Origin of the sequence: Companilactobacillus huachuanensis (assembly GCF_005404815.1) — a bacterium.
In the GTDB taxonomy this organism is placed as follows: domain Bacteria; phylum Bacillota; class Bacilli; order Lactobacillales; family Lactobacillaceae; genus Companilactobacillus; species Companilactobacillus huachuanensis.
Window position 1 is genome coordinate 1 of record NZ_BJDF01000008.1, and the last position, 14,510, is coordinate 14,510.

10 protein-coding genes are annotated in these 14,510 nt (G+C 36.0%); 2 read left to right on the forward strand and 8 right to left on the reverse strand.

Features of this window, described 5'->3' with window-relative positions; all coding sequences use genetic code 11:
- Nucleotides 1-207: 207 nt before the first annotated feature.
- The 4 genes from FFM71_RS05790 to FFM71_RS05805 form a co-directional block, all read right to left on the reverse strand.
- Nucleotides 208-2,091, reverse strand: coding sequence for an LTA synthase family protein (locus FFM71_RS05790; RefSeq protein WP_171000481.1), 1,884 nt, complete (start codon nt 2,089-2,091; stop codon nt 208-210).
- Between the two features lie 671 nt (nt 2,092-2,762).
- On the reverse strand, nt 2,763-4,646 hold the full coding sequence (locus FFM71_RS05795; protein ID WP_137611227.1) for an LTA synthase family protein: 1,884 nt from the start codon (nt 4,644-4,646) through the stop codon (nt 2,763-2,765).
- Between the two features lie 422 nt (nt 4,647-5,068).
- A complete protein-coding gene (locus tag FFM71_RS05800) occupies nt 5,069-5,647 on the reverse strand; it encodes an NAD(P)H-dependent oxidoreductase (protein ID WP_137611228.1) in 579 nt (192 codons plus the stop codon).
- 400 nt (nt 5,648-6,047) lie between these two features.
- A complete protein-coding gene (locus FFM71_RS05805) occupies nt 6,048-6,899 on the reverse strand; it encodes a YitT family protein (protein ID WP_137611229.1) in 852 nt (283 codons plus the stop codon).
- Nucleotides 6,900-7,486: 587 nt separating this feature from the next.
- On the opposite strand from FFM71_RS05805, the gene FFM71_RS05810 reads away from it, so the two are divergent.
- The gene (locus tag FFM71_RS05810) at nt 7,487-8,350 is read left to right on the forward strand and encodes an NAD(P)-dependent oxidoreductase (protein WP_137611230.1); all 864 of its coding nucleotides are present in this window, start codon (nt 7,487-7,489) and stop codon (nt 8,348-8,350) included.
- Between the two features lie 402 nt (nt 8,351-8,752).
- On the opposite strand, the gene FFM71_RS05815 is transcribed toward FFM71_RS05810, so the two are convergent.
- From FFM71_RS05815 to FFM71_RS05825, 3 genes are read right to left on the reverse strand one after another with little or no spacing between them, the layout of a single operon-like run.
- Nucleotides 8,753-9,670, reverse strand: coding sequence for a sce7725 family protein (locus tag FFM71_RS05815; protein ID WP_137611231.1), 918 nt, complete (start codon nt 9,668-9,670; stop codon nt 8,753-8,755).
- Entirely contained in the window at nt 9,667-10,383 is a 717-nt protein-coding gene (locus FFM71_RS05820; RefSeq protein ID WP_137611232.1) for a hypothetical protein, read from the reverse strand. Before FFM71_RS05820 ends, FFM71_RS05815 begins: the two co-directional genes overlap by 4 nt.
- Nucleotides 10,373-12,748, reverse strand: a complete 2,376-nt coding sequence (locus FFM71_RS05825; RefSeq protein ID WP_137611233.1) for an ATP-dependent DNA helicase — start codon at nt 12,746-12,748, stop codon at nt 10,373-10,375. The genes FFM71_RS05820 and FFM71_RS05825 overlap by 11 nt, the downstream gene beginning before the upstream one ends.
- A 214-nt stretch (nt 12,749-12,962) precedes the next feature.
- On the opposite strand from FFM71_RS05825, the gene FFM71_RS05830 reads away from it, so the two are divergent.
- On the forward strand, nt 12,963-13,517 hold the full coding sequence (locus FFM71_RS05830) for a TetR/AcrR family transcriptional regulator (protein WP_137611234.1): 555 nt from the start codon (nt 12,963-12,965) through the stop codon (nt 13,515-13,517).
- Nucleotides 13,518-13,672: 155 nt separating this feature from the next.
- Here FFM71_RS05830 and FFM71_RS05835 read toward each other — a convergent pair whose 3' ends face one another.
- Nucleotides 13,673-14,506: a methyltransferase domain-containing protein gene (locus FFM71_RS05835; RefSeq protein ID WP_137611235.1), complete on the reverse strand. Its 834-nt coding sequence runs from the start codon at nt 14,504-14,506 to the stop codon at nt 13,673-13,675.
- Between the last annotated feature and the right edge of the window lie 4 nt (nt 14,507-14,510).

The window sequence follows — 14,510 nt, forward strand, 5'->3', positions numbered from 1 at the left end:
ATCAAAACAGATTTAGGTGGAATGTCGCCTGTTCAATATCGAGAATCAACAGAATTAAAAGCTGCATAAAAAAGTGTCCAAACTTCGGGGTTCAGATCAGCGTTGAAGACTCGCGGGTTTTGCGAGGCTTCAACCGAGGCTCGAGCCGTTCCGCGCAGCAATTGAATACTCTCAGCTCTGGAAACGGCATACTTCAAAAAATTTCAATTATTTATTAATTGTTGACTTGCTATAGCCCTTACCGACTGTTAAATCATATTGAACTAACTTGTAGTCGTGAAGTAATTTTCTCTGTGATGATGTTAAATTCTTCGTTGAGATTTGTTTGCCATTTGAATCAACATACAGGTTTTCATTCTTTCCAACACTATTCTTTGCCATTGCTGGTATCTCTTCTTGTACCTTGGTTAACAATGCATAATACGGTGTCACTTGCTGTTGCATCTGTTTCAAAGCCAACGGAATGAAACCATTTGGATCAGTAACTTCAGTTGAATCGGTCAACTTTCTAGTTCCGTAGCCATGTTCGATTGCGTATTTATTACTATAAATAAAGTAGTCTGTTTCATGCTGAACGACGTTATATTTCTGCATAGAGTTCTTGGCATACAAACCTGGTAAATGGTCGCCATACCAAACAACTGTGATTGGTTTCTGGATCGTATCTAACTTGTCCAAAAAATCTTGGGTTGAATTATCAGTGAAATTAATACTTTTAGCGTAATTTGAAACCTGTTGTGGAATCTCCGCTGCTTTCCCATTAGTAACGTTAAATTGATTATTGTCATACATAACGTTATAAGGCATGTGATTTTGCATTGTAACTAAACTAATAAATTGGCCACCTTTATTTTGATTAATTTGCCACAAAGTATTTTTGTAAGAGGATTCATCGCTAACATAAGGATTATTGCCGATTGTATCGGTATACTTTAATGCCAGCTTTCCAGTCGAATCAATATTTCGGAAACTTTGAAAGCCAAGTTTTGGATATACTGTCTGTCGATCATAAAAATTGCCATGAAACGGATGAATCGCAGCCGATTTCTGGAAACTATTGACGATATTGACTGGATGGTCCTGCTTCGTAACCAATTGCGTGTATGGTGACTGTAGTGACTTTGAGAATTGATTATAAGCTAAACCAGTGAACGTCATATATTCCATATTGGCAGTTCCACCACCATAGCCAGAACTGAGCATCAATCCAGATGTGTTTTCCTTTTTGATATTCATAATTTTGGGGGCAACTTCTTGATTAATTTTAATATTAGGAACTCGACTAGGGTCAGCAAAACTCTCACTCAAGACGAAAATCAACGTCTGATCACTCAAATTATTATTAGGCCGCTTTTCATTAATATTGTCGGCAACATTACGATACTTTGTTACCAGATTAGCCATCTTAGTTTTATTGTAGCCACTTGGCTGATCCATAATATCGACATGCATGTTTCCTAAAAACGTCAGTAACGGACCATTTGTAGTAGCAGTCATACTAATATTCGGTGTGAAATTAGAATAGCCGGCCTTTGTCATTAATTTGTTAATGGTCGAGCCTTCCTTATTAACGTTATAAAAGGCACCGATACTAGAGACCGCCAAAGCGATCAAAATAATGCGTGTAACGATATTAAAACGCCATAACTTCTTCGAATACATTTTCTCCAAAATAATACATGAGATAACAACCAACAAAATAACGATCACAACAATCAGAACAATTTTTCCACTAATCATCGTAAGCATTTCTTTAGCATTAGATAGAAAGCTTAAATCACTTGGCAAAACGGGTTCCGAACGATAGATAACCTTTAACTTATTAGCCACGATATAAATTGCAAAAAATACGTAAAATACGGCAGTTGCATAAAAGAACCGGTTGAATAAACCGTAAGCTCCTAAATACAGCAATGTCAAAATTAACGTCGTAATTAGATATGGTACGACATTAGTTTTGAACAGAATACTATTAGTGGTTTGAAGTAACCCCGTTTGAGAATAGTTCAGCAAATATCCGACAATGAACGCAGATAAAATTATAAAAACTATTTGCAAACAATATAAAATATTAAATTTCTTTTTATTCATAATAGAAACACCCTTATTTGATAGTTCACACATAGTAATAGCCGGAAAACCTGGAGACGTCAGGTTTCCTTATATTTTCAAGCTTTAGTTAATAACTAAAGCTTAAAAGACGAAAAATTGATATAACCGTTGTTGTTAAATACCTAGAGTTAATTTATTTAAACAATCCGGAGTTTTCATTTTATTATTCCTTCAATTAAAAAAACAAACTAGTTGGAAGAGCTGAGAGTATTCATTTGCAGCGAAAGTGGCGTTAGGACTTTAGTCCTTACACCACCGGACGCGTTGGAGACTCGCGGGTTTTGCGAGGCTTCAACCGAGGTCCGAGACCGCTCTCTGGCTCAGGCCGTTCCGCGCAGCAATTGAATACTCTCAGCTCTGGAAACAGCATATTTAACTAAACTTTCAATCTTTAGTTAATAACTTATATACTAACTCATTTTTATTAATATTCAGATATTATGTAATAAAAAAATGTGAATTTCTATAAATGAAATTCACATTATTAATTTTTTCCTAACTTTATATAGCCGTTACTATCAAGACCCTAGGGGCAAATTATTTAAACAAATCAGAAGCCCTTCGTTTTATTGTTACTGCCACAAAAACTAGTTGGAAGGGCTGAGACTTTCAATTTTAAAAATTATATAAGTCTGAAGCTAAAAAGCCAGTTACTTATTTATGGTGTTCTTAGAATAATTCTTCCCAGCCGTTAAATCGTATTGAACCAATTCATAATCATGAATCAATTTCTTCTGCTTAGCCGTCATATCTTTGGTTGTAACTTCCTTGCTATCCTTGTTGACATACAATGAATTACTACTTTCAGCAATATTCTTAGACATAGCGGGGATTTCTTCTTGGACCTTTGTCAATAAAGCATAATATGGTGTTACTTTTTGATTCATTTGCTTCAATGCTAATGGAATAAAACCATTAGGATCTGTAACTTGCGTGGAATCAGTTAACTTGGTCGTTCCATAATTATGATCTCGTGCATACTTGTTACTGTATATGAAGTAATCTGTTTCATGTTCTGGAATATTATATTTGTACATATCGTCATTATCATAAATACCTGGCAAATGATCGCCATACCAAACAATTGTAATGGGTTTTTCAATCGCATCCAATTTACTCAAGAAATCTTTGGTTTCCGTATCAGTAATACTCATACCTTTAGCATAATTGTTAACTTGGTCACGGGTTTTATTCAAAACACCTGAACCGGTATTCTCAAATTGATTCTTAGAATATTCATTCATATATGGCATATGATTTTGCATCGTAACTAAATTGATAAACTGACCACCACTAGTCTGATTTATCTGCCATAGAGCGTCGTTATAGGCAGACTCATCGCTAATATACTCCATACCAGGCAACGTATTCGTATATTTTAAAGCTAAACTTCCAGTTGTATCGATATTTCTAAATGATTGAATACCAAAACTGCGATAAACAGAATTACGATTATAAAAATTACCGTGATATGGATGAATGGCAGCAGAAGTCTTAAAGCTATTAGCAATGTTAATAGGGTCCTCCTGCTTATTAACAACCTGTGTATAAGGCGATTGCAAAGTATCAGAGAACTGGTTCATTGCTAACCCAGTCAGTGTCATATATTCCATATTTGCAGTCCCACCGCCATAACCAGAACTCATCATTAAACCTGACGTAGTATTATTCTTAATATTTCTAATATTTGGCATTGGATCTTGGTTCATTTTAATATTCGGTACTCGCGTTGGATCCGAATAACTTTCGCTGAGAACAAAAATCAACGTTTGTTTGCTCAAATCAGAGTTATCACGGCTTTTATTAATATCAGTTGCTTCCCGTTGATATTCTTTAACAATATCATCCATGGCCTTTTTGCTGTAACCACTTGGTTTGTCCATAATATCAACATACATATTGCCTAAAAATGTCAACATAGGACCATTACTATTGGCAGAGCGATTAATATTGGAATCCGAGTTGGTATAACCCGAAGCAGCTAATAGTTTATAGGTAGTCGAATTAGTGTCGCTTGCTGTATAAAAGATTCCGATGCTAAACGCTGTAAGAGCAATAAAAATCAGTCTAGTAACTGGTCTAAAACGTAACGTATTCTTTCCATAAAAGTGTTCTAATGTGATAGATGCCACTACCGCGACGATTAAAATAGCAATCACAGCTACAATTAATTTTGTCGTTACCATCGACATCAAACTTTTAGTATTCTTCAATAATAGAAGATCACTTGGCAAAATTGGTTCTGAACGATAATTGACTTTTAAGCGGTCAGCTACGGCATAAATCAAAAAGAAAATGAAATAAAATGCTGAAGCGTAAAAGAAGCGATTAAATATTCCATACAACCCCAAATAAATTACAAATAGAATTAAAACCGTAAGTAAATAAGTGTTAATATTCGTTCCAAAAACAATTTGTGTGGTGAAAATCCAGTCATTAGTTTGTGCGTAATTTAAAATAATTCCAACAGCAAAAGCTGACAATATCATGAATAATATCTGTAAAGCCCCAATTATATTACTTTTTTTATGCATTAATAAAACGTCCTCATTTTATACTCATAATATGTATTCTAACTCTAAATTCTTTTATATCTAGGAAAATATTATAACGCCCACCAAACAATAGCAAATTTGATGGGCGTTATATATTTTTTAACTAAAGTGAAGACCTCTGATTTTTTATTGTTCCTGCCATTAAAAGAATAAATTAGTTGGAAGAGCTGAGAGTATTCATTCGTAGCGAAAGTGGCGTTAGGACTTTAGTCCTTACACCACCGGGCGTGTTGAAGACTCGCGGGTTTTTGCGAGGCTTCAACCGAGGTTCGAGACCGCTTTCTGGCTCGGGCCGTTCCGCGCAGCAAATGAATACCCTCAGCTCTGGAAACGGCATACTTAACTAAACTTTCACCCGTTATCTTTTTCAAGGTAAAGCGTTATGTTAGTTAAATTTGCATCTACTTTTCATAGAGCCTCGGTAATTCATTTAAAAATTTTTCACGTTTCTCATCAGTCGTTGTATTTACTTGGCCAAAATGAATCCATTTGACACTTTGGGGATCAATACCTACATCCGCCAAGGTTCGATTAATAAAAATCTCTTGAATCGGATTCCCGCAGTCTTTTTCCAAGTATGCCTTAGTTACGGTCGACGTCGTTATAACGGTGACTTTTCTAATATACGTCAGTAGTCCTTTCCAACCGTTGTCTTCATTATAAGCAAAACCATTTAACATCACTTTATCGAAAAATCCTTTCAACATTGCCGGCATTCCTTGCCACCAAATTGGAAAAATAAAAATCAATTCATCCGACGCAGCGATTCGACGCTGATATCTTTTGACCAGTTCATCATCTGTCTTACCCTGACCGTGAAGTTTCAACTGTGCTTCAGTTAAAATCGGATTAAAGTTGTCCGCATATGGATCGATTATTTCAAACTCTTCATCATTTTTACAAAAAGAATTCGACAATCTATTTAAAAGTTCGTGATTAAAACTACCCGCGTAAGGATGAGTATAAATAATTGTTTTCATATTCAAAATCTCCTTGTCACTTCATACTATCCAGTATATTATCTTTTGGGTCATTACCCGACCCAATAAAGAGTGATTTTTATGGTCTAATTTGACTTTTGTATGCCATCTCCAGGGCTAATTTGTATGTATTATTAGACAGATTGATTTCTGATGAATTCAGTTTTTAAATCATAGGTAAATCAAATAAAAAATGAGTTGTATCACTTAAAGAACCAAATAATTAGGTGTGATACAACTCATTTTTATTAGCTGAAGATTGAAAGGTGAAAAAGTGATATAAACGTTGCTGTGACAGTTCTAAATTCAATTAATTTAAACAGCAAAAGAGCACAATTGGACATTCTTATTATTAAAAAACTAGTTGGAGGAACTGAATAATGTATCAAACTTTTAGAAATTAATTATCATTGAATTTTCCAGAAATAGACATTGTTGGTTGAATATTAATAAATGCCTCTGGATCCACATTCATAATGATCTTTTTAGCAAAGAATAATTGATACTTTGTTAAAACGGTTGTAATTGAACCGATTTCTTCGCCTGAATAAGCACCTTGTAGATGGTAATCCAACGTTAATCCACGATTTAACGACTTTAATAATTCCTTTGAAATTTCATCGATTTTATGTGAATAAATCGTAACGGTAATTTTTTGTTGCTGAATATACATTTTATCAATAACCACATTAGTAATGTAGATTGAAATAATTGTATACAATGCTAATTCCCAGCCGAATGCAAAGCCGGCAATTATGATAATGACCGCATTAATGGCAAAACTCACTTGCCCAACTGAACGGCCAGTATTTTTCTGCACGATCAATGCAATAATATCGGTCCCCCCGGTTGAAAATCCATAACGGAAACAGAGTCCAATTCCTGATCCTGCAAGAATCCCACCAAAGACAGCTGATAATAGTGGATCTTTGGTAATTGGATATAATGGCACTAATAAAATACAAATTGATGCTGAAACGACGGAGATAATTGATAAAATTGTAAACTTTCTCCCCAATTTGAACCATGCCAATAATATCAATGGTAAGTTCAATAACGCATACCACAAATACACAGGCGTACTTAAATGGGCAAATTCATTTAGCAAGTTGACAATCAACTGTGAAGCACCAGTGACACCACTGGTATAAAGCTTGGCCGGCTGTAGTAGTAACTGAATACCTAAAGCCGAGGTTATTCCATAAAATAAAGCTGCTAAAATACTTTTATAATAGGTTTTTACAAATGTCATGAAATACCCTCCCGCATCTATTAAATTTGATTACACATCACCTGAATTATAGCAAATAAGCCGCCTTAAAAAATACATTAAGCAGATTATTGTTGATAAGTTTTTTTATGACTATAATTATTGTCTGAAGGTTGGATGTATACTATCGGCTTCGGAAACGGAACAACTCACTAAACTTTCAATCTTTAGTTATTATCTGAAGGTTGAAAGGTGAAAAAGTGATATAAACAGTGCTCTGATAGTCCTAAAGTAAATTTATTTATCAATTTATTTAAATAGCAAAAGATAACAATTAGACATTCGTATTATTAAAAAACTAGTTGGAAGAGCTGAAAGTATTCATTTGCCGCGAAAGTGGCGTTATTGCTTCAGCAATTACACCACCGGGCGTGTTGGAGACTTACCGTTTTTTGGTAAGGCTTCAACCGAGATTCGAGACCGCTTTTTGGCTCGAATCGTACCGCGCAGCATATGAATACTTTCAGCTCTGGAAACGGCATAACTCATCAAACTTTCAATCTTTAGTTATTATAAAGATGCCGTCTTCAAATCTAGAGACAGTGAATTTAATTAATGGAGGAAATATCATGCAAAAAATTGGTTTCATTGGTACAGGCGTTATGGGTAGCGGTATTATTAATAATTTACTTAAAGCCCATTATGACGTGGATATTTATACGAGAACAAAATCTCGAGCCGAACCATTAATAAATGAAGGAGCTCAATGGTTGGCTGCTCCTAAGGATGTTGCGGAAGATGCGGACATTATCTTTTCTATGGTCGGCTTTCCAAAAGATGTCGAAGATGTTTACTTCAAGGAAAACGGTATCATTGCTGGTTTGAGTGCTGGCAAAATTGTTGTTGATATGACAACAAGTACGCCCACTTTGGCCAAAAAAATTGGTGAAAAAGTCGAACCCATTGGCGTCGAATGTATCGATGCCCCAGTTTCCGGTGGAGACGTCGGCGCTCGTGATGGTAAATTAACGATTATGGTCGGTGGTTCCAAAAAAGCTTTCGACACGCTTCAACCAATTTTTAATATTATCGGCAAAACAAATCACTACTTCGGCTCTTACGGAGCGGGACAACATGCGAAGATGGCCAATCAAATTATGATTGCTGGGACCATGACCGGTCTAACTGAAATGTTTGTGTACGCTAAAGCAGCAGGATTGGATCTCTCAGCCGTCTTAGAAACTGTTGAAGGTGGCGGTGGTGATAACTGGAGTTTGGAAAATTACGGACCTAGAATTTTGAATAATGATTTCAAACCTGGATTCTACTCCAAACATTTCTTAAAAGATCTACGCATTGCACTCGATGAAAGTGAAAAAATGCATCTTGATCTTCCAGCAACAAAACAAGCCAAGAAACTTTATGAAACATTAGTTGACGAGCAAAAGCTTGGTGATGATGGTACGCAAGCATTAATTAAATTATGGTGGTAAAAATACTCAACAAAAAGAAGTTGTTTTTCACTTGGGACTGAAATGAATGGCCCAGATGAAAAGCAACTTTTTATTATCACTAATTAATTAAAGGTTGAAAGGTGAAAAACTCATATAATCATTGTTATTACCAGCCTAGAGTTAATTTATTTAAATAATCAGAAGTTTTCGTTCTATTATTCCTGCCATGAAAAAACAAACTAGTTGGAAGAGCTGAGAGTATTCAATTGCAGCGAAAGTGGCGTTATTGCTTCAGCAATTACACCACCGGGCGTGTTGAAGACTCGCGGGTTTTGCGAGGCTTCAACCGAGGTCCGAGACCGCTTTTTGGCTCGGGCCGTTCCGCGCAGCAATTGAATACTCTCAGCTCTGGAAACGGCATACTTAACTATACTCTCACCTCTAAAGATGGTAGTTCAACAAACGATTCATCAATTCGAAATGATGCATTAATGATAGTTTTTTGACCATGCCCAAACCGGGAAACTTATCTCCCTGACCATAGCTTAATAATTCCTTCAAGGCTGGTGTATCATTAATTCCTTGAATATTCTCACTACACCAATTAATCATTTTACGTAACGCTTCAAAGAATTTATCCTTCTGTCCGCTCATTTTTTCATTACTATCAGAAACAAAATGATGAATACGTAACGTTCCGTCCTTAGTCACATAGATCAAATGCAACGCAATGGCACGTGCTGGCATCCCTTTATCAAAATAAACATGTCCCACCATGGAGTAATCACCGAAACCATCATAATTTCCCACTTGATGATACCAATCAGCCGGTTGGAAAAATTCATCCTCCAAATCAGCATAATCTTCCACGTGTCGAACAAACGTCAATGGATCGGTCAATAATGCCGCCTTATGATCCACTAATTTATGCATTCGTGCTACATCAGGAATTAACACCTTGTCCACAGCTTGTAAAACTGCCGTATCTTTATAAGCCTTCAAAAGTTCATAATTTTTAGATATTAACAATGACTGTTGATTTTTTACTGTTTCCACAAAATCACTACTGAAATCAGCTGCCAAAATTGCACTGGGATAGTAGAATCCCAAGTTATTAACTGCTGGCAGTGGATAAAGTTTCGTATCGTTTAATCCATAAACACTTACCTGTGGATTAGCTATGACACTAAATGGCTGTCGATGATCGATAAAAGTCTGGACGGTCTGCTGCAATTCTTTGGAATCACGGACTGGCTCAATAATTGGTACAATTTTGGAACTCAATTGTTCTTGCTCACAGAGCTCCTTCAACGCCAATAAATCATACATTCGACCGCGCAAATATGGAAAATAAATCATATTCTATCCTCCAAATTAGGCTGTTGTAACTGCTGCAATTGTAATTTCAGTTCCTGATATTCAGCATTACGTGCGTCCAATTCTTCTTGTAACGCCGTTACAGCATCGCTTTGTAAATCTTCAACAAAACGGTCATAAATATTGTTGTCCGGAGTATACACATCATACCCTGCCTTGGCACGTTTCTTTAATTCCTTAAATAATTGATCATCATTATACAGTTGCAAACCTTTTTCCACACGTTTAGCCTTATCGACTTCACGAGATAAGGACGCTACAAAATGACTGGTCAATTGTTTTTCATCAACCTGTAATTCTTGGTACTGAGCCTTTTTGGCGACCGTTAAGAATCCAGGGGCACGCAATGTTTGTGGCGAGGCCTCTATGGCCTTTTTATCAAATGCACGATAAATTAAAACACCGATACGACTGGGAATCTCATTTTCAACTTCGTCATATAATTTCTGTGGTAAAACAAAATAATTGTAGTTTCCAATAAATGACAACTTTGCCTTCGAATGGAAATCTGATTTAGTGACCTTCAATTCATAACAACGCCATTCAATCTGATCATCGGCCAGCTGTTGATAACTCAAGGTATCAACGATACCTTTTTTATCAGGCATGGAAACTTCCTCAACCACATACGACCCTTGTTCAAAACAATATTGATAGAGTGTACTTTCTAGTTCCTTCGTTAACTTAGTTTTCATCTTGTCTTTCCTTCCAAAAGTTATGCACAGCGTCATTTAATTGTGGCAATGAATTGATTCGTCGATAGTTTCGCCAATGCTGTGGAAAAAGTTTGGTATATCTGGAACTGCCAAATCGTTGATCCAATAATAAAATTATCCCTGCATCGTGACTACTTCGAATCAAACGACCTGCCGCTTGTAAAACGTTATTCAAACCAGGCATCTGATACGCATATTCAAAACCATGACCATTGTCTTCGTCATAATAATCACGAATCAAATTATTCTCGGCACTCAATCCAGGCAATCCAACACTGACAACTGCTACTCCTATCAACCTATCACCGCGTAGATCAATTCCTTCTGAGAAAATGCCACCCAGCACACAAAAGGCAACTAATGTATATTGAGGGTTTTCAGTAAATTGGTCCAAAAAATCTTGTCGAGCTTGATTATCCATTTCACCTTTCTGAGTAATTATATCTACTTCTGGGTAGGCAATTTCAAAGGCTTTTTTGACCTGTTTTAAATAACTGTATGATGGGAAAAAAATCAAATAATTTCCTGTTTTATTACTGATCATGGCATTCAAACTTCGCACAATACTATCTTGACTAAATTCCCGTTGACGATATGTGGTTTGAATATACTGCGTTATTAAAATTTCTTGGTTTTCCACCGGAAATGGCGATGGCAGTTGATAAGCTAAACTATTCTCAATCCCGCCCAAAACGCTACGATAATAATCCATTGGTGATAAGGTGGCTGAAAACAGCACTGCCCCTATGCCTAAATTAAGCGACTCATTAATGAAGTGGCTTGGATCAAGACATAATTCTTTCACCACCAGACTCTTGCCATCTAAAACAATTCTAGTCTTATAGCTGTCATCAAATAGCGCACCAATCTTCACAAATGTCAGCGAGTTGAAGAAATAATCTTTTGCCTCATCCAAAAAATCCGACGGCTTTTGTTCTGCCATCCAATCGCCCATAAAATCATTGAATTTACTCAAGGTATTAATCAATTTATCTGGAACATCAGCAGTGATTTTTTCTTCCTGATTGTCCTCTCTTAGAACTTTTTTCATTTGAGTGAAAACTCGGCGAACCTTTTTTAGTTGTTTCTGAAAATCTTCACTAGCCTTGGTATCGATAGTCTTAGCTTTTTTCAACAAATTAGGAATCGATGTCTCTGTAATTTCGGCCGAATACATGTCCCGTGAACGGCTGACCAAATTATGAACCTCATCGATCAAAAAGAAATTATCTGTATCTTTTTCCACAAAGAAGCGTTGTAAATATACTAATGGATCAAATAAATAATTGTAATCACAAATAATTAAGTCACAAAATAATGAGGTATCAAGTGAAAATTCAAATGGATCCACCATGTGTTTTTTAGCGTACTTTTCAATGACCGACCGTGTAATTGCATCCTCATTTGTCAATAAATCGGACAACGCTGGCTTAAGTCGATCATAATAACCAATCATGTAGGGATTTTCTTCAGGCGGAATATCTTGTTCTTCTGGAAAGCGAATTTTATCTTTGGCTGTTAAAGTAATACTTTTCAATTTCAAACCCTTGCTAGCCATCAATTTAACTGTCTCTTCAGCCACATGACGCGTGCTCTGCTTGGCAGTTAGATAAAACAAACGTTGAACTTTTTCCTCACCCATCGCTTTAATTGCTGGAAAGAGTGTGGAAATAGTCTTTCCCGTTCCAGTCGGTGCCTCAACAAAAAGCCGCTTCTCTAATAAAATCGATTTATACACGGCCGCAGCCATCTCATGCTGCCCGGTTCGAAATTTATCAAATGGAAAAGGCAGCTTTTTAATAGAATCATTTCTACTTTTGCGTAATTTAGCACGTAACGTTATCCAATATTCGTATTCAGTAATTAAGTCTTCAAAGAACTTCTCTAATTCAGCCTGTCCCAGCGTTTTCTCATCAGTGGTCACTACTTCATTGCTAACTTGAAAATACGTCAGCTGTAACGTTACATGCTTTAATTCAGGGTGCTCTTGTAACAGGATGTAGCCATAAACCTTCACCTGACCCCAATATAATTCCAACGTATTGTCACTCAATTCTTCATAAGGCTGGTCAGATGTCTTAATTTCCTCGATCAAAGCTTTATCTTTGGTTAATGTTATCCCATCTGCTCGACCAGAAATAACATATTGATTTTCATTCATCGTGACGTCAGTTTTTAAATAGACTTCACTTTCATAATCCGTATCTTTTGAACGTTCTTTTTGGAGTCGGCGATGGATCCGTGCGCCATTAAGAGCAGTGTTTTGACTATTTTTCGTTTCAACCAAATCACCACTGCGTAAAACAAACTCTACCAACTGGCGAATCCCAATCTTAGTCGTCATATGCTTTCTCCTTACGTTTACTATAGAGTTGGCGTTTTGTCTACAGAGCCCAGCCAATATTTCTCGACCCGACCGACTAGCGTCATGTACTCAACAACTAAATTACATTGTAAAACATGTGTTCGTTTTTGTCTTTAAACATTTTTGGCAATGACGTTTTCATGAAAAAAATATATAATATAAGACACTGATCTATCTGGGGGGATTAAATTCAATGTCATCTGATACTAAAAACGTCTTACGTGCTTCTCTTTGCGCCGCTCTTCATCATACGCCTATTGATAAAATCACAATTAAAGACGTTGTCGGAGAATGTAATTTAACCCGACAAACCTTCTACAATCATTTTTCAGATATTTACGATCTGGTTGAATATTCTGCTAGTCTAATTGCCAAAGAAGTTTTAGAAAACAAGGCTGACTATGACAATTGGCAGGAAGGATTTTATCAGGTCATGGTTCTGATCAAAGATAACCATCGTTTGGCAAAAAATGTTTACCTCTCTGTTTATCGCGACGTTATGCACAAGTATATCTATGAAGTTATCTACAAATACATTATCAACATTGTGGAAAAACAGGCCGTCGGTATGAACGTTGATTCAAAACACAAACATTTCATCGCTCACTTCTACAGCCTCGCTTTCATCTCACTTATCTTTGAATGGGTCGAAAATGATATGAAAGAAGACCCTCAAGAACTTGTCAATGAACTGGCAGTTTTAGTTCAAGGGGATTTCCAGAAAGCTTTAACAAAATATGCAGTATAAACGCGTGATAAAACGTAATTTTTCTAACTAAAACAATAAATCCCTAATCATCTTCTTTTTCGTCTTGGTTATAATGCAAAACAAGTCACTGTCATGGTTCATCAAAAAAAGAAGTCAATTTTCAAATGAAAATTGACTTCTTTTTTCCTCCTGAGTTACGCTTTTGTCTTTCCAACCAATATCGTTGATCCAACAGTAATTTGCTTAACCATATTCCAATCAATCAAACTATTATCAACATTGAATAATAACGGTGTCATATTAATAAAAGCGGTTCGCTCTTCTTCTGAAACATCATACGTCTTAGTTGCATCAATTTGATCGATCAAGTCATAATGCTCTTCAAAATAATCTAAAACTTTTTTATTAGAATACTTCTCTTGTTGTAACTGACTCTTCGCTTGTTCACGTAATTCCTGAACATGAAATTCATTAGGAATCACTTTCAGAACATAACCATCTGGTTGTAAAATACGATTAAATTCTTGATAATTAGCTGGTGAAAAAATATCAACTATTCCATCGATTGATTGCTTTTGAATCGGCAAGTGGGCTAAATCGCCAATAAACCATTCAACGGAGGTATTGGGACCCTTGGCAGCCAATTGAATGGAATCCTTCGAAATATCGAATGCTAAGACAGTTCGATCTGCTGATTCAGCAATCTTTTTGGAATAATATCCCTCGCCACAACCGACATCCAAAATACTCTTTAAATCTAACTTTGCAATCAAATCAAGCATCTTCTCAGCAATATGATCATACATGCCATGCTCCAAAATAAGATGACGATTCTCAAACGAAGCTAAATCATAATTCTTTTGTTGTTTATTATTCAAAACCAGGTCAACAAACCCTTTTTTGGAAATATCAAAAGTATGATTTTGTTCACAGGTTAAACTACTTCCTACAAGAACTAATCTTTCTCCACAGATAGGACATTGAAAATATTCATTACTATTATTAAATTTTTGAATTTTATCGTTCATAAAA

What these genes read in the sequence shown, in the direction of transcription:
- FFM71_RS05790 (WP_171000481.1), bottom strand. Translation starts at nt 2,091, where the DNA reads ATGAATAAAAAGAAATTTAATATTTTATATTGTTTGCAAATAGTTTTT.
- FFM71_RS05805 (WP_137611229.1), bottom strand. Translation starts at nt 6,899, where the DNA reads ATGACATTTGTAAAAACCTATTATAAAAGTATTTTAGCAGCTTTATTT.
- FFM71_RS05815 (WP_137611231.1), bottom strand. Translation starts at nt 9,670, where the DNA reads ATGATTTATTTTCCATATTTGCGCGGTCGAATGTATGATTTATTGGCG.
- FFM71_RS05795 (WP_137611227.1), bottom strand. Translation starts at nt 4,646, where the DNA reads ATGCATAAAAAAAGTAATATAATTGGGGCTTTACAGATATTATTCATG.
- FFM71_RS05800 (WP_137611228.1), bottom strand. Translation starts at nt 5,647, where the DNA reads ATGAAAACAATTATTTATACTCATCCTTACGCGGGTAGTTTTAATCAC.
- FFM71_RS05820 (WP_137611232.1), bottom strand. Translation starts at nt 10,383, where the DNA reads ATGAAAACTAAGTTAACGAAGGAACTAGAAAGTACACTCTATCAATAT.
- FFM71_RS05830 (WP_137611234.1), top strand. Translation starts at nt 12,963, where the DNA reads ATGTCATCTGATACTAAAAACGTCTTACGTGCTTCTCTTTGCGCCGCT.
- FFM71_RS05810 (WP_137611230.1), top strand. Translation starts at nt 7,487, where the DNA reads ATGCAAAAAATTGGTTTCATTGGTACAGGCGTTATGGGTAGCGGTATT.
- FFM71_RS05825 (WP_137611233.1), bottom strand. Translation starts at nt 12,748, where the DNA reads ATGACGACTAAGATTGGGATTCGCCAGTTGGTAGAGTTTGTTTTACGC.
- FFM71_RS05835 (WP_137611235.1), bottom strand. Translation starts at nt 14,506, where the DNA reads ATGAACGATAAAATTCAAAAATTTAATAATAGTAATGAATATTTTCAA.